We start from the raw sequence: 23,548 nt of genomic DNA, 5'->3' as shown, positions 1-23,548 counted from the left end.
GAGGCCGCGCGGTCAGTCCTCGCCGCGCGGCGTCCCGTACACCTTGGGCTCGAAGTAGCCCTCGGGCTCGGGCACGAACGTCGGCTGCCGCGGGCGCGGCACCTCCGCGCCCGCCTTCAGCTCCGCCCGCAGCTCGCGGACGTTGTCCCAGAGGCCGCGCCGCAGCGCCACCCCGAGCACCACGGCCGAGCCCGCGAACAGCCAGGGCGCGCCGCGGGTCAGCGACGTGTAGAGGCCGAGCGCGAGCGACTGCACGATCGACACCGAGCCGAACGCCCGCCCGAGCTCGACGAAGAGCGTGGCGCTGAAGAACACCAGCGGCGGCGACACCACCAGCGACAGCAGCTCGCGCCGGTTGACCAGCAGCACGCCCAGCAGGCTCGCCACCACGAAGGCCGCGCCGACGACCTGCTGGATGCCGAGCAGCGCCGCCAGCACGTAGCCGGCGAGGGTGGCGACCAGGGTCAGCGCGACCGCGCCCCGCGCGGTCAGCTTGACGGCGGGCTGCCTGCCCTTCTCTGCCACCCGTCCACCCCCGTTCACTACGTCCCGTTGGCCAACTTACCGTTCGAGTGGGAGAACAGTGACGGGGTTTCGAGCAGTTCGGGGGAGGCGAGGGGGCGGGGGAGCCCTTCGAGCATCTCCGGCGCGTCCAGGTCGCCGTCCACGACGCCCAGCTCGTTGAGTTTGCGCGCGGTGACCAGCACGCGGCTTTCGAGCGATCCGACCGACTTGTTGTACGCCTCCACGGCCCGGGTCAGCGCCCGCCCGAGCGAGTCGACGTTGCGGCCGAGCGACGACAGCCGCTCGTACAGCTCCTTGCCCAGCTCGAAGACGGCCCGCGCGTTCTCGCTCAGCGCGGCCTGCTGCCAGGCGTAGTGCGCGGTGCGCAGCATCGTGATCAGCGTGGTCGGGGTGGCGATGTGCACCCGGCGCGCCATCGCGTGCTCCAGCAGGCCGGGGTCGCGTTCGAGCGCCGGCGCGAGGAACGCCTCGCCGGGGATGAACAGCACCACGAACTCCGGCGACGGGTTGAACGCCTGCCAGTACGCCTTGGCGGCCAGCCGGTCGATGTGCTCGCGCACGTGCCGGGCGTGGGCGTCGAGCCGGACGGTGGCCAGCGACTCGTCGGACGCCTCCGCGGCCTCCAGGTAGGCCGCCAGCGAGACTTTGGAGTCGACCACGATGTTCTTGCCGCCGGCCAGCCGGACGACCATGTCGGGCCGCATGGAGCCCTCGGCGACCTGCTCGTCGAAGTCGCAGTAGCGCTGCATGCCGGCGATCTCGGCGACCCGGCGGAGCTGCAGCTCGCCCCACCGGCCCCGGGCCTCGGGCCGCTGCAGGGCCCGCACCAGGGCCCTGGTCTGGGAGCGGAGCTGCTCGCTGCTCTCGCGCACGTACTCCATCTGCTTGGCCAGCTCGGCCCGCGCCGCGCGCTGCCCCGACTCGGTGTCGCGGAGCTGCGCCTCGACCCGCGCCAGCGCGTCCTTCAGCGGCTCGACCAGGTGCTCGACGGCCTGCTTGCGCTGGTCGAGGTCGCCCGCGGCCTCCGCCCTGGTGGCCGCGAGCCGGGTCTCGGCCAGCTCGAGGAACCGGATGTTGTTGACGTCGAGCGCGCGCGTGGACAGCGCCTGGAACCGCTCGGCGAGCTGCTCCTCGACGTAGACCAGCTTGTCGGCGGACGCCTTGGCGCGCGCGTCGGCCTCGGCCACCCGCACCGCCGCGCGGGTGCGGGCGACGAGGAAGCCGACGACCAGACCGACGGCCAGGCCGATGACGAGCGCGACGAGGTCCACCTGATCGATGATTGCAGGAGCGCGGGCCCGGATCGTCCCGACACGCTACGGGCGAACCGCCGGTCTGCCGCGGCAAGTAAACTCGCTGTCCGTGAGTCTCTCCATCGGCATCGTCGGCCTGCCCAACGTCGGTAAGTCCACGCTGTTCAACGCGCTGACCAAGACCGGCAACGCGCTCGCGGCGAACTACCCGTTCGCCACCATCGAGCCCAACGTGGGCATCGTGGGCGTGCCGGACGACCGCCTGCCCGTGCTGGCCGAGATCTTCCACTCGGCGCGCGTCCTGCCCGCCAAGGTCGAGTTCGTCGACATCGCGGGCCTGGTCAAGGGCGCCTCGGAGGGGCAGGGCCGGGGCAACCAGTTCCTCGCCAACATCCGCGACACCGACGCGATCTGCCAGGTGATCCGGGTCTTCAGCGACCCCGACGTCACGCACGTCGACGGCGAGATCTCCCCGAAGCGGGACATCGAGACGATCAACACCGAGCTGATCATGGCGGACCTGCAGACGGTCGAGAAGGCGATCCCGCGCCTGCAGAAGGAGGCGCGCAACAACAAGGACAAGAAGGCCGCGCTGGAGGCCGCGGAGGCCGCCCTGGCCGTCCTGGAGACCGGCAAGACCGTCTTCGAGAGCGGGCTCGACCGCGAGGAGCTGCGCGAGCTGCACCTGCTGACGGCCAAGCCGTTCCTCTACGTCTTCAACCTCGACGCCGACGAGCTCACCGACACCGCGCTGCGCGAGCAGCTCTCGACGCTGGTCGCCCCCGCCGAGGCGGTCTTCCTCGACGCCAAGATCGAGTCGGAGCTGGTCGAGCTCGACGAGGAGGAGGCGCTGGAGCTGCTGCAGTCGGTCGGCCAGGAGGAGTCCGGGCTGCGCCAGCTCGCCCGGGTCGGCTTCGAGACGCTGGGCCTGCAGACCTACCTCACGGCCGGGCCCAAGGAGACCAGGGCCTGGACGATCCGCAAGGGCGCCACCGCGCCCGAGGCGGCCGGCGTCATCCACACCGACTTCCAGCGGGGCTTCATCAAGGCGGAGGTCGTCTCGTTCGACGACCTGGTCGAGGCCGGCTCGATCGCCAACGCCCGCTCCGCCGGCAAGGCCCGCATCGAGGGCAAGGACTACGTGATGCGCGACGGCGACGTCGTGGAGTTCCGCTTCAACGTGTGATCCCGTTCGTCGCGGCCGGGCCTCCGCGCGTCTCCGGTCGCGATGAGTGATGCTTCGCTACGCTGGGTGCCCGACGAGAGGATGACGGCGCGCCCGCGTACGGTGTCTGACTCCGGTAATGCTCCGATGTCTGATCCCGGGACAAGTTAAGCGTCAACCACTTTGGGCCCCCGCGCGTCGAATCGTCACGGCGTTCACGCTGACTCGGGAGGCCCCTCATGATCCGTCGCATCATCCGGAAACGACGCCCCGCGCCCACGCTCGCGGGCATCAGCCTCGAGGAGGAGCTCGCCCTGATCAGGGTCGAGCTCATGTACGGCCTGCGCGTCAACCGGGAGGCCTACCTGCGCAGGAAGGTCGACGAGCGCAACGAGATGGCCAGCCGCATGCGCGACCGCGACGCCGCGGAGATGCTGGCCGACCTCCGCGGCTCGCTGGAGCGGGCGGTGCGCCCCACGGTCGTCGAGCTGCGGAGCGGGGCCGCCGCCGCCGAGCCGCAGGGCCGCACCGGCGTCGTCGACCTCCAGAGCCGGCGGCAGGCCCGGTCGTCCCAGGATCCGGAGCCCGCCTGACGAGGGGGCGTGTCCGTGACTCATGCCGAATGCGCAGGTCGTGAGAGGTCCATGCCTATTTTGGACAGGAATCCGTGGCCGTTCCGCTAGGCGATTTTAGGCGTTTGGCCTGGTCAAAAGCCGTTTCTACCGGGAAGTGACAGGAATCGGCACTGGGGCCTGTCATCAGGCCCCAGTTTGCCGTGAGGGCGGTCGTGCCTGCAGCATGGGCGTGGCTTTCCTGGAACAATGGCGGAGACCGGATAGGGTGACTACTTCACCGCGGATGATGGGGATCGGCAACGGACGACACCGCGCCAGCCGGGGGGATCGGCGCGAGCGGAGGCGTGATGGCTCGTAGGTCTACCGTCCAGCACGATCCTCGGATCGCTGACGGGCCCGGGCTTTCCGCGACCCTGGACCCGGCCGACTACGACGTGCCGCCACCGCGCAGGCCGCGCCGGGGCGGCTGGTCCGGTGGCGGCGGCCGGTGGCTCGTCTGGGTGGGCCGCATCATTCTCTGGGCGCTTATTGTGGTTATCGTGGTGAATGGGATTCGTGCCCCATTTGAGCGGTTTACCGGGCAAGACACCGCGACGCCCAATGAGGGCGTCCCGGCGTCCGAGAAGGGTTTCCCCACCGAGCGGGGGATGGCCTTCGCTGCGCAGTTCGCCGGGGTCTATCTCAATTTCAGCCCCGAGGACGCGGACAGCAGGTCGCGCAAGCTCGCGGCGTTCCTGCCCGACGCCTCCGACCCCCAGATGGGCTGGGACGGCTTCGGCAAGCTCGCGGCCGTCGCCATCCAGCCGTACGACGTGGACGCGGTCGACGCCCAGAACGCGGTGGTCAGCGTGGCCTTCCAGTCGGGGCCGCGGCGGATGATGCTGTCGGTGCCGATCTACTACTCCGGCGACGAGGCCGGCAAGCGGTTCGTGGTGTCCGGACGGCCGGCGATCCTGCCCGCGCCCGCCCCGGCCGAGCTGCCCCAGATCGCCCCGCCGGAGACCGACGACGCGGCCGCCGCCGAGCTCAAGCCCCAGCTCGAAGGCTTTTTCACCGACTACGCCAACGGCGACGCCGCCGGGCTGCAGCGCTACGTCGCCGCCGGCAAGAGCCTGCCCAGCTTCGGCGGCGCGTTCAAGTTCGCCGAGCTCAAGAAGGTCGTGGTGCCTGTGGGGGGTGCCACCAGAGAGATCCAGGCGGTGGTCGTGTGGGTCGTGCCGAACGGCGACGCCCCGCCCACCCCGAACACCACCGACCCCGCGGCGGTCGGCGCGCGTTTGGAACAGGCCTACCGGCTCACCGTCGAGAAGCAGGGCGACAAATGGTTCGTCGCCGACATCCGCGGCGCCGGGCGGGTCGTTGACTAAAGGCCGGTCCGCGCCGCCGAACGGTACCCCCCGGGAGGACGAGAAGTGACCTTGAAGACCATAGTGCTCTCCGTGATCCAGATGACGCCGGCGCCCACGTCGACCGGCATCGACACCGGAGGGCTCGCCGACTTCCTGCGGGCGTTCTTCGCTCCGCTGTTCCTCGTGGTGGTGTCGGTGGTCGCGCTCTTCTTCCTCTTCACCCGGGAGATCACCCGGTTCGTCCAGTTCCTGATCCTGGCCGTGGCCATCGGGGTGATCTTCTACGTTCCCAACATCATCGAGGTGACGGCGAAGGCAATCGCCGGCGCACTGGGCATCAAGTAAAGGGTTGAGACCGTCCGGCGGCGGTCATACAGCAGCGGGTGGCGAGAGGAGGACCGGGTGGACCTGCCCACGTACACGAACATCTGGCGCATCGAGAAGCGGCTCTACAAGCTGTACGACCTGCGCCTGCCGATGCCGCTGCCCATCGTCTGGATCGGCGTCTTCGTCGGGGTGTTCGTCCCGTGGTCCCTCCTGCTGATCCTGGTGGGCGTGCCGGTGGCGATGCCGTGGCACGTGCTGTTCCTGGTGCCGCCAGGCATCGTGACGTGGTTGTCCACCCGTCCGGTCATCGAGGGCAAGCGGCTCACCGAGCTGATGGAGTCCCAGCTCCGCTACCTGGGTGAGCCGAAGGCCTGGTACCGCCTCGCGCCCGGGGCCGAGCCCGAGTGCGTCACCTTCTCGGCCCGGGTGTGGCGCACCACGCCAGCCCGCGTCAAGGCCCGGCGTCCCGCCAAGGTCCGCCAGGCGGAGCGCCGCCGCGAGGCGCAGCGCGCCGCCGGCCCCCGCCAGGTCCGCCCGGCCGTCGCCGCCGCTGCCGCCGCGGCCGGCCAGGCCCCGGTGGCCGAGCCGGCGACGACCGGACGCAGCGGATGGGGCGCCCGCCGCGGCGCCGCCCCCGCCCTCCGCGGCCGGGCCCGCCAGGGCGCCGCGGAAGCGCTCCCCACCGGCTCCGGCCGTCCCCTGGCCCTCCCGCCGGGCGACGAGCCCCACGGACACCCGTCGCCGGAGGCCGCACGGCAGCCCGCCTCCGCCCGCCGCGACGACCCCGAACGCCACGTCCGCGACGGCGCCTACGCCGATGGCCGCGCCGGCGACGCCCACACCGGCACCGGCGTCGCCGGCGACACCAGCACCGGCGACGCCGGGATCGCCTCGGAAGCGGATGCTCCCCGTAAGGGTGGCCGGCGTGCCGGCGGCGGCCGCCGGCTCTTCGCCCGCGACGACGCGATCCAGGAGGCCGCCACCCAGCAGGCCGCCCTCCGCGAGACGGCGTTGCGCGAGGCCGCCCTCCGCGAGGCCACGCGCCAAGAAGACGACCAGGAGCACCAGGAGGCCGCCGAACTCGCCTCCGCCCAGGGGTCACCGGAAGCAGCCCCCAGCCCCGACGACGTGGCCCGCGAGCGGAGCGAGACGCGGACGGCCGACGAGCACGCCCCCCAGGAGCACGCCCCCGAGCAGGGCGAGACGCGGGACGCCCACGGGACGGTCGTGCCGATGCGGGCGGGCCAGGGACGCCGCTCCGCGACCGCCAAGCCGATCGACACCGAGGCACTGCGACGGCTCAGGAAGCTCGCCGCAAGCGCCGACGCCCCGGCCGACGCGACCGCCCGCACGGACGCCCGCACGAACGCCCGTACGGACGCCCGCACGGAGGCCCGCACGGCCGCCCCCGACCGGGCCGACCGGCCCGACCGCGACCGGCACGAGGACGAGCTCGCCCGCGACCAGCACAGGAAGGGCCAGCCCCCGAGACTGAGCCCGTCCCTGCTGGTCGGCGGCGCCCCCCGCGCCTGGCCCCCGCTCAACCCCGACGCCAAGCCCCTGCCCCGCCCCGCGCCCCCCCGCCCCGGCCACCCCACTCCCGGCACGACGACCGGCGGCAACGGCACCCCGGCGACCGCCGGCGACGACCGCCCCGCACGCCGGCCCGAGGTCACACCCACGACCGGCCCCTCTCACTCCCCTACCGCATGCGACACTCCACCGACCGACACCCCACCGAACGACGTGACGGCGGACAGCCCGACGACGAGTGGCGCGGTTGCGGGTGGCGCGGTTGCGGGTGGCGCGGCCACGGGTGGCGCGGCCACGGGTGGCGCGGCCACGGGCGGCCCGGTCGCGGGCGACGCGGCCACGACCGGCCCGGCCACGACCGGCCCGGTCGCGGGCGACACGGCCTCCGGTGCTGCGGCCTCGGGTAGCGCGCCCGTCGGCGGCATGGAGACCCGCGGCGCGGCACCGACTGCCGCGGTGAGCGGCGACGCGGCGAGTGGCGCGGTGGCCAGCGACACGGCGACTGGCGACACGGCGGCCGGTGACAGGGCGACTGGCGACACGGCGGCCGGTGACACGGCGGCTGGCGACACGGCGGCTGGTGATACGGCGGCTGGTGATACGGCGGCTGGCGGTGCGGCGGCTGGCGGTGCGGCGGCGAGTGACGGAGCAACGGAGGGCGTGGCGGCAGATGGCGTGACGGCGGGTGCGGGCTCTTCGCGGGAGGCCGCCGGGACGGGGCGCTCGGCCAGCGTGGGCCGGACCGGTCAAGTGGAGCGTGAGCGGGCCGGTGCGGGCCGCCCGCATTTGATGGCGGTCCCGTCGTCACACGACAGCTCGCCCCTGCAGGACGACGCCTCATCCTCGCACGACGACGACGGCTCGCCCTCGCACGACGACACCTCGGCCCGGGACACCTCGGCCCGGCCCGACGGCCGAACGGGCAGCCGGGCGAGTGCTTCCGGCGAGCAGAGCCCGTCCGGTGACGCCGTGAGCGCTGGTGACGCAGTGACCGCCGGTGACGCTGTGACGGCCGGTGACGCCGGGAGCGGGCAGCGGCCCGAGCGGCCGGCCGCCTCCGCCCGGCCCGGCGCGGCGCCCAGCGGCCAGGACCGGGGCGACGCGCGCACCGGCACCACCGACCACCGCGCCGGCACTCCCGCCGACCGCTGCGCCGGCGCCCCTGCCGACCGCCGCACCGGCACTTACGCTGAGGCCCGCAGCGAAGCTCCCACCGGGGCTCCCGCTGGGGCCGGGCGCGGCGCCTCCGCTGAGGCAGGGACCGAAGCCCCCGCCGACCGTCGCACCGGAGCGCCCGCTGAGGGGCGGCCCGGAGCGTCCGCTGAGGGGCGGCCCGGTGGGGCGGCTGTGCCTGGGCCTGTGCCGGGTCCGCGGCCCGGGGAGGGCCGGGTGCGGCGCGTCGAGTCCGTCGTGGGCCGCGACTCCGGCGGCTGGCGCCGTATCGCGCAGGTCGTGGTCGGCGGCCCCTCGGTACGCACCGACGGCTCCGAGATCGACGAGGCCAGGGCCAGGGCCGTCTTCAGCGGCAGCCGCCGGGTCCTCGTCCTCGGCTGCACCGGCGGCGCGGGCCAGAGCACCACGGCCCTCATGCTGGGCCACACCTTCGCCCACTACCGTGACGACCGGGTGGTCGCCGTCGACGCCAACACCGGCGGCACCACCCTGACCAGCAGGATCGAACCAGAGACTCCGGAAACGCTCACTTCGCTGCTGTCCGGCCTCGACCGGGTCAGCGGTTACCTGACGATGCGCGGCTACACCACGAGGACGGCCTCCGGTCTCGAGGTGATCAGCGCCGACACCGACGCGGGCGCCGAGCAGCGCCTGGCGGACCGGTCGCTCTTCTCCGACCACCGCCTGGGCGAGTCCATGCGGCTGCTCGACCGCCACTACAAGCTGGCCGTCATCGACCCGGCCGCCGCGCTGGCGGCCCGGCTCCTGCCGTACGCCGACCAGCTCGTGCTGGTGGTCCCGGCGAGCGAGGAGGCGCCGGAGGCGGTGGCGATGACGTACGAATGGCTCGACGGCCACGGTTGCGCGGAGCTGCGCAGGCGGGCGGTGATGGTCGTGAACGGCGTGAGCAGGCGTTCGATGACCGACGTCGAGCAGGCTGAGTCGGTGGCCAGGGGCAGGTGCCGGGCCATCGTCAGGGTCCCCTGGGAGGACGACCTGGCCCCTGGCGGGTCGGAGGTCGTCGAGCCCGGGCAGTTGCGCGCGGCCGGGCGACGGGCCTACCTCGCCCTCGCGGGCGTGGTGGTCGCGGGCTTCGCCGCCCGGTCGGCCCAGACAGCGCGGACAGCGCAGTCGGCGCACAGCGTACGAGCGAGCGATGAGGAGTTGGCGAGTGACCCCCCGGGCACGAGAATCGGTGAGCGCTAAGTGAACAAGCGAGCAGGCCTGGCCCGTTCATGCGCCGAGGGGGCGGCATGAGCAGGGCGTCCCGAGCGCACCAGCGCCTCGCGGTCCGCTACTTCGACGACCGCATCCTGCTCACAGACACCTGCGCATGGGCGTACTTCCGCCTCCCGACGGTCAGCTACGAGTTCGTCACCCCTGACGAGCGCGAGGCTCTGGCCACCAACATCACGATCGCGCTGGCCGCGATCCGGATGCCCGACGCCGAGGTTCATCTGCGGGTGGCGCACCGCACGTACCCGGCGGCCGAGTGGGCGATGGCGCTCAACGCCACCTCCGACGAGGGCCCCGGCTGGCGCGACTACCTGGAGGAGATGTACCGCCACGTCTGGGCGAAGGACTTCTGGACGAAGGAGGTCTATCTCGGCGTCCGCCTGGGCCCGCGCGGCAAGCAGCTCGGCAGCGGCGTGCTGGCCCAGCTCCTCGGCTTCTACCAGCGCACCGAGAAGTCACTCGGCATGACCGACGACCACGTCCCCGACAGCGAGATCGGCCGCTGGACGGAGCAGGCGGAGCGGCTCGGCCGGGCGCTGGCGTCGAGCGCGCTGTACGCCCGGCACGCCACCTCCGTCGAGGTGGCGTGGTTGTTCCAGCACGCGGCGGCGGGCGCGTCGGGTGACGCGCCGCCGTCGGCGAGCCCGCGCAGGCGGTGGGGCAGGGGCGAGATCGAGTCGCTGGTCGAGGGCGAGATCCACAACGGCAGGAGCCTGCTGCGGATCGTGCAGCCGCAGGGCGACTCGTACGTGGCCCACCTGTCGTTCGCCCGCTTCCCCGATCTCATGCCGTTCCCGGACGGCGAGCCGTGGCTGCACTTCGCCGACCAGCTCCCGTTCCCGGTGGAGGTCTCTTCCAGGATGCGGCTGATCCCGCCGGTCAAGGCGTCCAAGGACGTGGCCCGCAAGCTGGCGCACGCCCGCGACATGGACCACCACATCCGTGAGGCCGGCGCGGAGGCGCCGCTGGCGCTGGCCGAGCAGATCGACGCGGCCCGCATGCTGGAGCACGGCATCACCAAGGAGCGCCTGCCGTTCGTCTACGGCTGGCACCGCCTGATCGTCTCGGCCCCGACCGAGGACATCTGCGTGCAGCGGGTGGAGGCGGTGGTCGAGCACTACCGCGACATGGGCATCGACGTGGTCAACTCGACCGGCGACCAGTTCTCGCTGTTCTGCGAGTCGTTGCCGGGCGAGAAGGTCCGGGTCAACGCCTACGCGCAGCGGCAGCCGCTGCGCACGATCGCGGGCGGCATGGCCACGGCCACCGTCGACCTCGGCGACCGGCTGGGGGAGGGCAGCGAGGGCTGGCTGGGCCCGTACATCGGCGAGACCATCGGCCGGGCCCGCAGCATCGTGCACTTCGACCCGCTGGTGGCGGCCACCCGCAACCGGCCGACGGCCATCGCGGTCACGGGCGAGCCGGGCGGCGGCAAGACCACGCTCGCGCTGCTGATGATCTACCAGATGGCGCTGCGCGGTGTGACGGTCGCGGTCATCGACCCGAAGGGCGACGCCGAGTCTCTGGTGCGGCTGCTGGAGAAGCGCGGGCGCAAGGCGCGCATCATCCCGCTCGGCTCGGCGGCGCCGGGCCTGCTGGACCCGTTCTCGTTCGGCGACGACATCGCGGCGAAGAAGACCATGGCCACCGAGACGCTGCGGCTGCTGCTGCCGCGCATGTCGGAGGAGCGCGAGTCGGCGATGATCCAGGCGGTGGCCGCGGTCTCCAACCAGCCCGACCCGTCGCTCGGCAAGGTCGTCGACTTCCTGGAGCAGGCCGACGACGCGGCCTCGAAGAACCTGGGCGCGGTGCTGCGCTCCATGTCGGAGATGCACCTGGCCCGGCTCTGCTTCGACCCGTCCGGTGGCGACCAGATCGACAGCGAGGGGTGGACGACAGTGTTCACGCTGGGCGGCCTCACGCTGCCCGACGTGGCCACGAGCCGGGAGGACTACTCCTACGAGCAGCGCCTGTCGGTGGCGTTGCTCTACCTGGTGTCACAGTTCGCGCGCAGGCTGATGAACGGCCTCGACCGGCGCGCCCCCAAGGCGATCTTCCTGGACGAGGCGTGGGCGATCACCTCCACGCCCGAGGGCGCCAAGCTGGTGCCCGAGGTCAGCCGGATGGGCCGCTCCCGCAACACCGCGCTCGTGCTGGTCTCGCAGAACGCGGGCGACCTGCTGAACGAGCAGGTGACCAACTGCCTGTCGTCGGTCTTCGCGTTCCGGTCCACGGAACGGGTGGAGGTGGACCACGTCATGTCCCTGCTCGGGGTGGAGGCGTCGGAGGAGCACAAGGCCGTGCTGCGCTCGCTCGGCAACGGGGAATGCATTTTCCGCGATCTGGATGGCAGGGCAGGCCGCATCGGAGTAGACCTGATCTCCGAGGAGCTTCTCCGCTGGCTCGACACGAACCCGACACACGACAAACCCGATCGCGACGGGCATGATGATCTTCAAGGGGGCGTGGGCAGGCCGCAGGAGGTACGGTCATGAAGATCCGGCTATCCCGACGACTCGCGCTGGCACTCGCGCTGGTCACCGGCATCCTCGTGGTGCCGCTGGTCGTGGGCGGGCTGTCCGCGCCGGCCGCCGCGGCGCCCTGTGACCTGTCCGGGCCGCTCACGCCCGAAGTGGTGGGCGGCGGCACCGACGGGCTCATGCAGGCCCCGGCGCCGGCCGGCCCCCAGCAGGCGCCGACCACCAACTACACCCAGTTCGGCATGAGCGGCCAGTTCTGGCACACGCACGAGCTGGGCTGCGGCGACTACGTCGCGGTGCTCGGCAACATGTGGGCCAACGGCATCTTCACCGCCGCCAAGGCCGTCGACCGGCTGACGATCACCACGTACCAGGCGGCCGCCACCGAGGGGCCGCTGCAGGCCATCAAGGACGTCGTCGATGACATCGTCACGAACCTGGCCAACGCCATGTACTGGCCGTTCCTGCGGCCGATCGTGATCCTCGGCGCGATCTGGCTGGCCTGGTACGGGCTGATCCGCAAGCGCGCCACGACGACCGCCGAGGGCGTCATCTGGATGGTGCTCGCGGTCACCGTCGCCACCTGGTTCTTCAGCCGTCCCGGCGACTTCACCGGGCTCGGCAAGGTCGTCACCGACAAGACCGGCGAGGTCGTCAACTCGGCCTTCTCCGGCCTGCCCGGCGCGGGCGGGGCCTCCTGCCTGCCGCCGCCCGGCCAGAGCGCCGCCGTGGTCAAGCCGGGCGGCTACGGCCAGGTCGGCACGCCGGGCATCGACCAGAACGCCGACGCGCTGTGGTCCACGCTGGTCTGCAAGCCGTGGCTGGTGGGCCTGTTCGGCACCGCCGACCCGCAGCAGCCGATCGTGCGCGACTGGGGCCGCAAGGTGCTGGAGATGCAGTCGATCCCGCCCGCCGTGGCCGGGCAGCCGGCCCCCGACGTGGGCGCGCGGCAGCAGGAGTACGCCTCGCTGGCCGACAAGCTGCGCAACGACCCCCGCTACACGGTCTTCTCCGGCCGCGACTGGTCCAACCGGCTCGGCGTGGCGGTCGGCGCGTTCATCGCCGCCATCGTGGCCGGGCTGCTCATCTTCCTGGTGGCGGTCTCGCTGCTGGTGCTCAAGGTGGGCTTCCTGCTGCTGCTGATCCTCGGCCCGGTGTTCCTGCTCATCGGCGTGCATCCGGGCAGCGGCCGCATCATCGCCATGCGCTGGGTGGAGATGCTGGTCGGCACGCTGCTCCGGCAGGCCGTGCTGACGCTCGTGCTCAGCGTGCTCGTGTACGGGTACGCGCTGATCATCTCGACCGCCATGCCGTGGGGCATGCAGGTGCTGTTCATGGCGCTGCTGACGATCGCGGTGTTCTTCTACCGGCGTCCGTTCCAGCACCTGTTCGCCTCGATGAACGGGCACACGGTCGCCACCCGCATGCTGGGCGAGGCCGCCAGCTCGTCGGTGCTGGAGCGCTCGGCGGCGATGCTGCCGCCGGTCGCCTCGGCCCGCATCGGCCGCTGGGGGCTGCGCAAGGCCGAACCGCTCATCCGGGCGGCCGGCGCGGCCAGCGGCGCGGGCGCGGCCGGCGCCGCGGTGGCCTCGGCGGCCGGGCAGGCGCGCGTACGGGCCGAGGAGGGCGACGGCACGGCCGCCGGCACCCGCATCCCGCCACGGCGGCGCCGCTCGACACCGACGCCCAGGGCAAGGCGGGCGCGCGGGCGCCGCTGGAGCCGCGCCGGGGCACCGCGCCCCGCTCAACCTGGGCGGCGCGGCCCGTAGCCGGGCGCGGGCGGTCCCGCACCGGCGGCGCGGCAGGGCCCTGGTGGGCGGCGCCGGCCCGCGGACGGGCGGCAGGGCGGCCTGCCAGGGCGGCCGGGGCGGCGTCCGCGGCGGGCGGCTCGTCCGGCGGTTCCGGCGGTTCCGGTGGGTCGGGCGGCTCCGGCGGGTCGGGCGGCGGCTGGTTCGGCGGCGGGTCGGGCGGCGGCTGGGCCTCGCGCGGCGGCTCGTCGGGCGGCTCGCGCAACGGCTCCTCCCGCAGCTCCAGGTTCGGCGGGTCGCCGGGCTCGGGCGGCGGCGGCACGCGGTCGCGCGGCTCCGGAGGCAGCCTGTTCGGCGGCGGCTCGGGCGGTTCCGGCGGCTCGGGCGGCTCGGGCGGTGGCGGCGGCCTGTTCGGCGGCGGCTCCCGCAACGGGGCCAGGCCGGCCGGCGGTTCGCGTTCGCCGGGCGGGTCGCCGCGTTCCTCCGGCGGCGGCTCGCGGATCTTCGGCGGCTCCGACGAGCCGTCCTCGCGCGCGTCCGAGGCTCCGCCTCTGTGGCTGCGGAGCAGCGGCCGGAGCGGCGGCTCGGAGGAGACGTCCGTGCCGTTCTGGCTCAAGCCGAACAGCCCCGACAAGGATTGAACAAGGACGGAAGATGGCGCAGCCAGGTGACAGGCGGGGAGCCGCCTTCGCCGCCATTGTCGTGGTCATCGCCGCGGTCGGCGTCTACCTGATGTGGGCGGACTGGGAGGATCCGCCCGAGCAGGCGGCGCAGGCCGCGCAGCCGACCCGGGTCGCCATCGCGACGCCGACGCCACTGGCGACCGCGAGCGACGCGCCGTTCGACGTCTACAGCTACCTGCCGATGAAGAAGGAACAGCTCGCCGCGGCGGCGGACCTCGCCGAACGGTTCACCGCCGCGTACGGCACCTTCCGCTACGACGAGGACCCGGCGGCGTACGCGGCCCGGCTCAAGGCGTACGCGACGCCCGAGCTCGGCAACCTGCTGGAACGCACGCTCACCTCCGCCGGCACCGTCGAGCAGAACCGCGACGACGAGATCGTCTCCCAGGCCACGGCCAAGCTGAAGGAGATCCGGCAGGTCGGCAAGGACTCCATCATCTTCGTCGTGACCGGCACCCGGCAGGTCACGGCCAGGAGCGGCGACAAGCGGCTCACCGAGGAGTACGCGGTCACCGTCAGCGAGGACGGCAACGACTGGCGCATCTTCGACATCATGCCCGCCGGCGAGGGCCAGGACGGTGACACAGGGTGAACCTCTCGCGCACGCGCCTCGCCCTCCTGCTCGGGCTGGCCGGGGCGCTCCTGCTGGTGGCGGTCATCGTCTCGCCGATGCTGCTGATGTCGATGCCCTCGTTCCTGAGCGACGGCCGCACCTCGATCGACTGCGACGACCAGAAGCAGGTCGAGGAGGTCTCCGACACCGGCGCCTCCGACATCCCCGCCGACTACCTGAAGTACTACAAGGAGTACGGCAAGGAGATCGGCGTCCAGTGGAACATCCTGGCCGCCGTCGGCAAACGCGAGACCGACCACGGCCGCTCCACGCTGCCCGGCGTCCAGAGCGGCACCAACTCCGCGGGCGCGGCCGGGCCGATGCAGTTCCTCATCTCCACCTGGGGCGGCAAGGCCCGGGTGCCGGTGAACACCCCGTTCACCGGCTACGCCTCCGACGGCGACGGCGACGGCATCGGCGACGTCTACAACCCCGCCGACGCCATCCTCGGCGCGGCCCGCATGCTCAAGCGCAACGGCGCGCCGGAGAACGTGCGGCAGGCGCTGTTCGTCTACAACCGCGCCTGGTGGTACGTGGACCAGGTCGAGGAGATCGCCAGGAAGTACGCCAAGTCCGGCGACGTCAAGGTGCCGCCGCAGGCCGAGCCGGAGTGCGACGAGCCGCTGATCGACGCCGCGCCGACCACCGTCGTCGCCAAGATCCTGCAGTACGCGCTGGCGCAGCGCGGCAAGCCGTACCTGTGGGGCGGCACCGGGCCGGACGCCTTCGACTGCTCGGGCGTGATCTACGCCGCGTACCGGTCGGCGGGGCTGCAGATCCCGCGCACCACGTTCGGGCAGTGGCCGTTCGGGGCGCGTGTTTTAGAAGGCCAGGAACAGCCCGGCGACCTGGTGTTCTTCAACGCCGGGCCGGGCACCTCGGCGAACAACCCGGGGCACGTCGGGCTGGTCGTCTCCAAGGGGAAGATGCTGGAGGCCCGGTGCACGCGGTGCGGTCCGATCAAGGTGACCAGCTACTCGGCGCGTACCAACCGGGTCGGCTTCACCCGTCCCCTGCAGAACCCCGATGTGCTCGAACAGCTCAAGAAGCTGCAGAATCCCACCCTGTGAGGCGAACGACGTTGATGAGGAGCCGCGGCGCATGAGCGTGATCGTGGTCGTGGCGGCGGTGATCGTCGACTCGGGCGGCCGGGTGCTGGCCGCCCAGCGGGCCGAGCCCCCCGCGCTGGCCGGCGGGTGGGAGTTCCCCGGGGGGAAGGTGGACCCGGGGGAGAGCGAGGCGGAGGCGCTGGTCCGGGAGTGCCGCGAGGAGCTGGGCGTCGAGGTCACGGTGGGTGAGCGGGTCGGCGGCGACTGGCCGCTGTCGGCCGGGTACGTGATGCGGGTCTGGCTCGCCACGCTCGCCTCCGGCACGCCCGAGCCCCGGGAGCACCTGGAGCTCCGGTGGCTGGGGCCGGGCGAGTACTACGACGTCGAGTGGCTCGGGGCCGACCTGCCCATCATGAAGACCGTGGAGAGCATCCTCCTGGCTGATTAAGACGTCCCTCTCTGTGACACAATGGTTACTAGGCGTGATTTACGGGTGATCTGTCGCAGCGGGGGAGTTGGCGTGATGCGTCGGGGCTGGATGCTGGCCGGGGTGGTGATCCTGGCGGCGGCGCCTGCCGTGCCGGTGGCGGCGGCGGGCGTGTCGCTGGTGCTGGAGCGGGTGGGGGCGGCCGAGGACGGCGGGGCGGGCAAGTGGCTCCGTACCGGGGACATGCAGCGCTTCCGCATCCGGGTGAACGGGATGGCCGGAGGGGGCGGGCGGGTGGCCGTGGCCGCCAGCCCGGTGGCGGCGCTGTCGGCCGTGACGTGCACGGCCGCTGGGCCGGTGGCGCCGGAACCGTCCGCGGGGCCGTGGGCCGGGAGCGCGGGCGGGGACGAGGGCCGGTCTGAGGGCGCTGCGGTGGTCGCGGCGGGCACGGCGGGCACGGCGGAGCGGGGGGCGGCGGACCGGGGGGCGGCGCGGCTCGCCGGCCGGGCGCTCACCCTGGCGGGGGCCGTCGAGCGGGGTGGCGCCACGGTGCTGCCCGAGGCGCGGGTGTGCCGGCTCGGGAAGGCGGCGGCGGGGCCGCGCTCGGTGGACGTGACCCTCACGGCGCCGGAAGGGGCCGGCAAGGTGGTGCTGGCCGCCGTCGCCAAGGTCCGTCCCGGGTCGGACGAGGGCGCAGAGACGGTGGAGAACACGGTCACCACCCCTGTCGTGGGGGCCGACGGCCGGGGTGCCGCCGCGGCTCAGGAAGGTGCGGGCGGCGGTGAGAGCGCGACGGTGATCGACGGGGGGCGCTGGCACCTGTCCGACAGGACGAACGCCGTGCCGCCGGCCCGGCCCGCGCGGCGGGTGCGGCGGGGCGCTGGACAGGCGGGCGCGGCCCAGGTGGGCGCTGGACAGGTGGGCGCGGCCCAGGTGGGCGCGGGACAGATGGGCGCGGCCCAGGTGGGGGGCGCGCGGCCGGATCGGTTCGGGCGTGCGGTCATCGGTGGCGGGCCGGTCGGGGGCCGGGCGGGCGGCGGTTCGAGGCCGGTGCCACAGGCGCTCCCGCAGCGCCCCTTCGGCCCTGGAGGTTCCGGAGCCCAGCCCCGCGCGCAGGCCGCTCCTGGAGCCCTGCCCCGTGCGCAGGCCGCTCCTGGAGCCCTGCCCCGTGCGCAGGCCGCTCCTGGAGCCCTGCCCCGTGCGCAGGCCGCTCCTGGAGCGCAGGCGGCCCCTGGGAGTCGGGCCGTCGCTGGGGCGCAGGCCGCCCCTGGGAGGCAGCCGGTCCCTGGCTCGCGGACCGCTCCCGGGGCGCAGGCCCTCCCGGGGAGGCGGGGTGTGCCTGGGGTGCAGGCCGCTCCTGGGAGGCAGGGGAGGGCCGGGGGCGGTGTGACCGGGCGGGCGGCTCAGGGAGCGCGTGAGCGGGCCGGGGCGGCTGCGCAGGTGGCCCCGGCAGCGCCGGGGATCCCGGGGGCTCAGGGCGGGCGTGCCCGGGGGCTCGTGCCAGGGGTGGCCGGGCAGGCCGCGCCGCAGGCGCCCATGCCGGGGCTGCCGGGAGTCGTGCGGCCGAGGCTTGGGCAGCCGGGGCTCGGGGGGCGGCCCGGGGTCCGGCAGCAGCCCGGGCTTGGGCAGGCCGGAGTTGGGCGGCAGTCCGGGCTCGGGCAGTCCGGGCTCGGGCAGTCGGGGCTCGGGCAGTCCGGGCTTGGGCAGGCCGGAGTTGGGCGGCAGTCCGGGCTCGGGCAGTCCGGGCTCGGGCAGGCCGGAGTTGGGCAGTCGGGGCTTGGGCAGGCTGGAGTCGGGCAGCGGGGAGGGGGGCTGGCGGGGCCGGGGCCGGTGGGGCCTGGGGCGTCGGCGCAGGTGAGTCCGCGGTTGCCGAGGCTGGTGCTGCCGGAGGCGTCCGGAGTGGCGCCGGGCGCGGGCGGCGGCGCCCTGCCGCTCGGGCCGGGCGCGGCGAATCCGTTCGGGCCGGGCGCGGCGGGTCCGTTCGGGCCGGGCGCGGCGAGCTCGTTCGGGCCGAACGCGGTGAGTACGTTCGGGCCGAACGCGGTGAGTACGTTCGGGCCGGGCGCGGTGAATCCGGGGGACGAGGGGAGCCCGTACGGCGCGGGCGGGGCGCTGGGGGTGCCGTCGCCGAGGGCGGCCGCGCCGCCCGTCGCCGGGAACGGCGTGCCCCTCCCGCTGGAGCTCCGGGTCGCGACCGGTCACCCGAAGCCGGTGGCCGCCGCCGTGAATCCGTTGAAGGGAAGTCTGGGAGCCGTGCTCGCCACGTCCGCCGTTGCTACCCTCCTAGGGGGTCTCTGGGTCATTGTCACGGTACAAAGGCGTAGGAAGCGTAAGATGGTGCTGTAAAACGGTCTTTACTGTTACTTTGACCCGACTAGTATTCCCTTGACCATGGTTCCGGGACTACGCGGAGGGCACCGGTGGCACGCACGCGAGCGACAGCCGTGTCCGCTATCGTCCTGGCGCTCGGCCTGGCCGGCGTCGGCGCGACGCCGTTCGTGGTGCAGAGCGCCAGCGCCTCGACCGCGTTCGACCCGGTCGAGCCGTGCGACGCCGGCGACACCTCGTGCCAGAGCGACCCGCAGACCACGGTCACGGTGACGACGACCTTAGGCACGCCGACGCCCACCGACCAGCCGGAGACGACGATCACCAAGACGGTGACCGCGCCCCCGAAGAAGACCGCCAGCCCCACCCCGAAGAAGACGAAGACCAGCTCGGCCCCGGCCAGCACGCAGCCGCCGGCCCCGCCGACGCAGAACGTGCAGCCGCCGTCCCAGAACGTCGAGCCGCCCCCGGTCACCACCTCCTCCAGCCCGCCGCAGGAGGAGTCGATCCAGATCCCCTCCGTCGCGCAGACCACGCCGGCGCCGGTGACGCCGAGCGAGACCCAGGTCGCCTCCTCGGAGGACGTGCCGGTCGAGCTGCGGGCCGCCGCGCCCGAGTTCGACCAGAAGGCGCTGACGCAGAAGCTCAGCATCCCGGCGCTGGTGCTGGTGCTGCTCGCGCTGTTCGCGGTGCTGATCTTCGAGGGCCGGCTCCGCCGGATGGCGCACGCGGCGGCCGTGCGCAAGGCGGGCCCGATGGCGGGCCCCGGCGCGGCGGTGCCGCCGCCCGGCGGCGGGTACCCGGCCGGTCCCGGCTATGCCTCGGCGGGCTTCGCCGCCCCCGGTTACCCGGGCGGCACGGCGTACGCGCCGATCATCAGCTTCGTGCCGGTGCAGACGTACCCGAGCGGCCCTGTCCAGTACGCCCCGATGTACCAGGAGCCCGGCCACCCGTACCCGCCCCAGGGTTACGACCAGGAGCCGCCCGTCGCCCCGTCCGAGCCGCCGCCCGTGGTGCTGCACCCGGACGAGTTCGACTCCTTCAACCACGAGCCGCCGGCCGCGGAGAAGGAGTTCCGCGACCCGTTCGAGCCGCTGGTGCCGCCCGCCCCGCCGGCCCCCGACATCCCGCCGGGCGGCGGCGCGCCGCTCGACGAGGGCCACGAGCACCCGCTCGGCGCGGCCGCCGCGGCCGAGCCCGGCGACTCCGAGCCGTGGCAGCAGGCCCCGGGCTCGCTGTTCCAGCCGGCGTCCCGCGGGGCCGAGGGGCCGCGCGGGGCCGAGGGGTACGATCCGCCGCCGTACGTGCCCGCCGACGGGGAGGCGCCGTACGTGCCCGCCGACGGGGAGGCGACGACCGTGCAGCCCCTGCCGCCGCGGCCGGAGCCCGACCAGGGCCTCGGGCCGACCAGGGAGATGCCTGAGGAGAAGCGCCGCCGCTTCCGCCACAAGAAGAAGGACGGTTAGCACAAGCGGAAGGGGCCGGGATCAGCTCCCGGCCCCTTCCGCTGTGTCCTACTTGGCGCGTCGGAAGATCTTGTTGCCCAGCCACACCAGCGGGTCGTACTTGCGGTCCACCACGCGCTCCTTCATCGGGATCAGCGCGTTGTCGGTGATCTTGATGTGCTCGGGGCAGACCTCGGTGCAGCACTTGGTGATGTTGCAGTAGCCGAGCCCGTGCTCGGACTGCGCGGCCTCCTGCCGGTCGGCCACGTCATACGGGTGCATGTCCAGCTCGGCGATCCGCATGAGGAAGCGGGGGCCGGAGAAATTGGCCTTGTTCTCCTCGTGGTCGCGGATCACGTGGCAGACGTTGTTGCACATGAAGCACTCGATGCACTTGCGGAACTCCTGGGACCGCTCGACGTCGACCTGCTTCATCCGGTACTCGCCGGGCCGCACGTCGGCGGGCGGCGTGAAGGAGGGGACCTCCCGGGCCTTCTGGTAGTTGAAGGACACGTCGGTGACGAGGTCCTTGATGACCGGGAACGTGCGCATCGGCGTGACCGTGATGGTCTCGTCCTCGGCGAAGGTGGACATCCGGGTCATGCAGCCCAGCCGCGGCTTGCCGTTGATCTCCATGCTGCACGAGCCGCACTTGCCGGCCTTGCAGTTCCAGCGCACGGCCAGGTCGGGCGCCTGCGTGGCCTGGAGCCGGTGGATGATGTCGAGGACGACCTCGCCCTCGTTGACCTCCACGGTGAAGTCCTCGAGCCTGCCCTCGCCGCCCTCACCGCGCCAGACCTTGAACTTTGCCTTGTAGCTCATGACTTCGCTATCCCGTCGAACTCGGCCATCTCTTCGTCGGTGAGGTACTTGTTCAGCTCGTCGCGGTCGAACAGGGTGATCAGGTCGTCCCGCATGGCGGGCTGGACCTTCTCGGTCACCTGCACGGAGGAGCCGTCCTCGCTGGAGCAGACGAGCAGCTTGCGGCGCCACTCCGGGTTCATGCCGGGGAAGTCGTCGCGGGTGTGCCCGCCGCGGCTCTCCTCGCGCAGCAGCGCGGCCCGGGCCACGCACTCCGAGACGAGCACCATGTTGCGCAGGTCGAGCGCGAGGTGCCAGCCGGGGTTGTAGATGCGCGAGCCGCCCGCGCCGACCATGCGGACGCGTTCCTTGAGCTTCTCCACGGTCTGCAGCGCCTCGGCGACCTCGTCGGCCTTGCGGATGATGCCGACCAGCTCGTTCATGGTGCGCTGGAGCTCTTGGTGCACCTCGTAGGGGTTCTCGCCGCCGCGGCCGAGGGGGGCCAGCGCCTCCTCGCGGGCCGCCTCGACGGACTCGGGCGCGACCTTGGGACGGGCGGGGAGCCCGTCCACGTACGCCGCCGCGCCCGCGCCCGCGCGCCGGCCGAACACCAGCAGGTCGGACAGCGAGTTGCCGCCGAGCCGGTTGGAGCCGTGCATGCCGCCGGACACCTCGCCGGCCGCGAACAGGCCGGGCACGTCGGCCGCGCCGGTGTCGGCGTCCACCTCGACGCCGCCCATGATGTAGTGGCAGGTCGGGCCGACCTGCATGGGCTCGGCGGTGATGTCGACGTCGGCCAGCTCCTTGAACTGGTGGTGCATCGACGGCAGCCGCTTCTTGATCTCCTCGGCCGGCAGCCGGGTGGAGACGTCGAGGAACACGCCGCCCTGCGGTGACCCGCGACCGGCCTTGACCTCGGCGTTGATCGCGCGGGCCACCTCGTCACGGGGCAGCAGCTCGGGCGGGCGCCGGTTGTTGGCCTGGTCGGTGTACCAGCGGTCGGCCTCCTCCTCGGTGGTGGCGTACTTGTCCTTGAACACCTCGGGGATGTAGTCGAACATGAAGCGCCTGCCCTCGGAGTTGCGCAGCACGCCGCCGTCGCCCCGGACGGACTCGGTGACGAGGATGCCGCGCACGGACGGCGGCCAGACCATCCCCGTGGGGTGGAACTGGATGAACTCCATGTTGATCAGCTTCGCGCCGGCCAGCAGGGCCAGGGCGTGGCCGTCGCCGGTGTACTCCCAGGAGTTGGAGGTGACGACGTACGACTTGCCGATGCCGCCGGTGGCGAGCACCACGGCCGGGGCGTCGAAGAGCACGAGGTTGCCGGTCTCGCGCCAGTAGCCGAACGCGCCGGAGATGCGGTCGCCGTCCTTGAGCAGCCGGGTGACCGTGCACTCGGCGAAGACCTTGATGTAGGCCTCGTAGTCGCCGTGGTTGTCGTAGTCCTCCTGCTGGAGCGCCACCACGCGCTGCTGGAGGGTGCGGATCAGCTCCAGGCCGGTACGGTCGCCCACGTGTGCGAGCCGCGGGTACTCGTGCCCGCCGAAGTTCCGCTGGCTGATCTTGCCGTCCTTGGTGCGGTCGAACAGCGCGCCCCAGGCCTCCAGCTCCCAGACCCGGTCCGGCGCCTCCTTGGCGTGCAGCTCGGCCATGCGCCAGTTGTTGAGGAACTTGCCGCCGCGCATGGTGTCGCGGAAGTGCACCATCCAGTTGTCGTCCGGGTTGACGTTGCCCATGGCCGCGGCGGCGCCGCCCTCGGCCATGACGGTGTGCGCCTTGCCGAACAGCGACTTGCAGACGATCGCCGTGCGCTTGCCCTGCTGCCGGGCCTCGATCGCGGCGCGCAGCCCCGCTCCGCCCGCGCCGATGACGACGACGTCGTATTCGTGACGTTCGATTTCCACGTGGTTGATCCTTTTAGGCGAACGGGAAGGCGAGGATGCCCTTGGCGACCATGCGGACGTAGAAGTCGGCGATCATGACCGAGAACATCGAGGCCCAGGCGAGCTGCTGGTGCTTGGCGTTGAGCTTGGAGACGAACGTCCAGGCCCGGTAGCGCAGCGGATGACGGGAGAAGTGGTTCAGCCTGCCCGCGGTGATGTGCCGGCACGAGTGGCACGACAGCGTGTACGTGTTGATCAGCACGGCGTTGACGATCAGGACCCAGGAGCCGAGGCCGAGCGGCTTGTGCACGACCGCGAGGACGGCGTCGTAGGCCAGGATGAGCCCGATCACGATGGCCGCGTAGAAGAAGTACCGGTGGATGTTCTGCAGGATCAGCGGGAAGCGCCGCTCACCGGTGTACTTGCCGTGCGGCTCCTGCACCGCGCAGGCGGGCGGCGACAGCCAGAACGAGCGGTAGTACGACTTGCGGTAGTAGTAGCACGTGAGCCGGAACCCGCCGGGCAGCCCGAGGATCAGCAGCCCGGGCGGCAGGGTGTACCAGTCGCCGATCGGCGCCCACCCGAACAGCCGTGCGCCCTCCTCGCAGGAGGTCGACAGGCAGGGCGAGGCGAACGGGGCTATGTACGGCTCGACGAAGTAGCTGTTGTCGATGATCGCCCATACCCCGTAGACGAGGAACGAGCTGAGCCCGAGGAACGTCAGCAGCGGGGCCAGCCACCATCTGTCCGTGCGCAGGGTGCGTACCTTGACTTGCGCACGCTGCCTTCGGACCGGAGCTTCGGGCGTCGTCTGGGTCATCGCGGACCTCTCCACCTCCCGCGGACCCTTCGCGCAGGGGGTCCGTGGTTCGTTTCGCTGGGCGCGCGTGCGGGCGGTACTCGCTCAGGCGCGCATTGGTGGGGGATACGTTACGACGGTCGCATCGACATT

16 protein-coding genes are annotated in these 23,548 nt (G+C 72.9%); 11 read left to right on the top strand and 5 right to left on the bottom strand.

Annotated elements, in window-relative coordinates:
• Positions 1-12: 12 nt before the first annotated feature.
• Together MF672_RS04800 and MF672_RS04795 are read right to left on the bottom strand one after the other, a co-directional pair.
• Entirely contained in the window at positions 13-525 is a 513-nt protein-coding gene (locus MF672_RS04800; RefSeq protein ID WP_242376509.1) for a DUF6542 domain-containing protein, read from the bottom strand.
• 17 nt (positions 526-542) lie between these two features.
• Positions 543-1,796, bottom strand: coding sequence for a DNA recombination protein RmuC (locus MF672_RS04795; RefSeq protein ID WP_407654700.1), 1,254 nt, complete (start codon positions 1,794-1,796; stop codon positions 543-545).
• Between the two features lie 91 nt (positions 1,797-1,887).
• On the opposite strand from MF672_RS04795, the gene ychF reads away from it, so the two are divergent.
• From ychF to MF672_RS04730, 11 genes are all read left to right on the top strand, one after another.
• Positions 1,888-2,964 (top strand): redox-regulated ATPase YchF, encoded by a 1,077-nt coding sequence (gene ychF, locus MF672_RS04790; protein WP_242376510.1) that lies wholly within the window; start codon positions 1,888-1,890, stop codon positions 2,962-2,964.
• A 218-nt stretch (positions 2,965-3,182) separates the two neighbouring features.
• Positions 3,183-3,536, top strand: a complete 354-nt coding sequence (locus MF672_RS04785; protein WP_242376511.1) for a hypothetical protein — start codon at positions 3,183-3,185, stop codon at positions 3,534-3,536.
• A 629-nt stretch (positions 3,537-4,165) separates the two neighbouring features.
• Positions 4,166-4,885, top strand: a complete 720-nt coding sequence (locus MF672_RS04780) for a conjugal transfer protein (protein WP_242376512.1) — start codon at positions 4,166-4,168, stop codon at positions 4,883-4,885.
• Between the two features lie 81 nt (positions 4,886-4,966).
• A complete protein-coding gene (locus tag MF672_RS04775) occupies positions 4,967-5,212 on the top strand; it encodes a hypothetical protein (RefSeq protein WP_240778098.1) in 246 nt (81 codons plus the stop codon).
• A 57-nt stretch (positions 5,213-5,269) separates the two neighbouring features.
• The gene (locus MF672_RS51225; protein ID WP_302893158.1) at positions 5,270-9,106 is read left to right on the top strand and encodes a TcpE family conjugal transfer membrane protein; all 3,837 of its coding nucleotides are present in this window, start codon (positions 5,270-5,272) and stop codon (positions 9,104-9,106) included.
• A 47-nt stretch (positions 9,107-9,153) separates the two neighbouring features.
• Positions 9,154-11,631, top strand: a complete 2,478-nt coding sequence (locus MF672_RS04755) for an ATP-binding protein (protein ID WP_242383816.1) — start codon at positions 9,154-9,156, stop codon at positions 11,629-11,631.
• Positions 11,628-13,385, top strand: a complete 1,758-nt coding sequence (locus MF672_RS04750) for a TrbL/VirB6 family protein (protein ID WP_247815163.1) — start codon at positions 11,628-11,630, stop codon at positions 13,383-13,385. The genes MF672_RS04755 and MF672_RS04750 overlap by 4 nt, the downstream gene beginning before the upstream one ends.
• Before the next feature lie 633 nt (positions 13,386-14,018).
• Positions 14,019-14,639 (top strand): hypothetical protein, encoded by a 621-nt coding sequence (locus MF672_RS04745; protein ID WP_242384074.1) that lies wholly within the window; start codon positions 14,019-14,021, stop codon positions 14,637-14,639.
• Complete coding sequence (locus tag MF672_RS04740) at positions 14,636-15,730, top strand: C40 family peptidase (protein WP_242384073.1); 1,095 nt, start codon at positions 14,636-14,638, stop codon at positions 15,728-15,730. The genes MF672_RS04745 and MF672_RS04740 overlap by 4 nt, the downstream gene beginning before the upstream one ends.
• A gap of 31 nt (positions 15,731-15,761) precedes the next feature.
• Positions 15,762-16,157, top strand: coding sequence for a (deoxy)nucleoside triphosphate pyrophosphohydrolase (locus tag MF672_RS04735; protein WP_242384072.1), 396 nt, complete (start codon positions 15,762-15,764; stop codon positions 16,155-16,157).
• Between the two features lie 2,423 nt (positions 16,158-18,580).
• Positions 18,581-19,930, top strand: coding sequence for a hypothetical protein (locus MF672_RS04730; RefSeq protein WP_242382468.1), 1,350 nt, complete (start codon positions 18,581-18,583; stop codon positions 19,928-19,930).
• A 48-nt stretch (positions 19,931-19,978) separates the two neighbouring features.
• On the opposite strand, the gene MF672_RS04725 is transcribed toward MF672_RS04730, so the two are convergent.
• From MF672_RS04725 to sdhC, 3 genes are read right to left on the bottom strand one after another with little or no spacing between them, the layout of a single operon-like run.
• Positions 19,979-20,731 (bottom strand): succinate dehydrogenase/fumarate reductase iron-sulfur subunit, encoded by a 753-nt coding sequence (locus MF672_RS04725; protein WP_242382467.1) that lies wholly within the window; start codon positions 20,729-20,731, stop codon positions 19,979-19,981.
• Positions 20,728-22,617 (bottom strand): fumarate reductase/succinate dehydrogenase flavoprotein subunit, encoded by a 1,890-nt coding sequence (locus tag MF672_RS04720; RefSeq protein ID WP_242382466.1) that lies wholly within the window; start codon positions 22,615-22,617, stop codon positions 20,728-20,730. Before MF672_RS04720 ends, MF672_RS04725 begins: the two co-directional genes overlap by 4 nt.
• Positions 22,618-22,630: 13 nt before the next feature.
• Positions 22,631-23,416 (bottom strand): succinate dehydrogenase subunit SdhC, encoded by a 786-nt coding sequence (gene sdhC, locus MF672_RS04715; protein ID WP_242382465.1) that lies wholly within the window; start codon positions 23,414-23,416, stop codon positions 22,631-22,633.
• Between the last annotated feature and the right edge of the window lie 132 nt (positions 23,417-23,548).

Origin of the sequence: Actinomadura luzonensis (assembly GCF_022664455.2) — a bacterium.
Classification (GTDB): domain Bacteria; phylum Actinomycetota; class Actinomycetes; order Streptosporangiales; family Streptosporangiaceae; genus Nonomuraea; species Nonomuraea luzonensis.
This window is presented reverse-complemented; position numbering and strand designations above follow the sequence as displayed.

Bases quoted from the DNA above. Each gene is read 5' to 3' on its own strand.
- MF672_RS04750 (WP_247815163.1), top strand. From the start codon at position 11,628: ATGAAGATCCGGCTATCCCGACGACTCGCGCTGGCACTCGCGCTGGTC.
- MF672_RS04755 (WP_242383816.1), top strand. From the start codon at position 9,154: ATGAGCAGGGCGTCCCGAGCGCACCAGCGCCTCGCGGTCCGCTACTTC.
- MF672_RS04775 (WP_240778098.1), top strand. From the start codon at position 4,967: ATGACGCCGGCGCCCACGTCGACCGGCATCGACACCGGAGGGCTCGCC.
- MF672_RS04745 (WP_242384074.1), top strand. From the start codon at position 14,019: ATGGCGCAGCCAGGTGACAGGCGGGGAGCCGCCTTCGCCGCCATTGTC.
- MF672_RS04735 (WP_242384072.1), top strand. From the start codon at position 15,762: ATGAGCGTGATCGTGGTCGTGGCGGCGGTGATCGTCGACTCGGGCGGC.
- sdhC (WP_242382465.1), bottom strand. From the start codon at position 23,416: ATGACCCAGACGACGCCCGAAGCTCCGGTCCGAAGGCAGCGTGCGCAA.
- MF672_RS04725 (WP_242382467.1), bottom strand. From the start codon at position 20,731: ATGAGCTACAAGGCAAAGTTCAAGGTCTGGCGCGGTGAGGGCGGCGAG.
- MF672_RS04785 (WP_242376511.1), top strand. From the start codon at position 3,183: ATGATCCGTCGCATCATCCGGAAACGACGCCCCGCGCCCACGCTCGCG.
- MF672_RS04780 (WP_242376512.1), top strand. From the start codon at position 4,166: ATGGCCTTCGCTGCGCAGTTCGCCGGGGTCTATCTCAATTTCAGCCCC.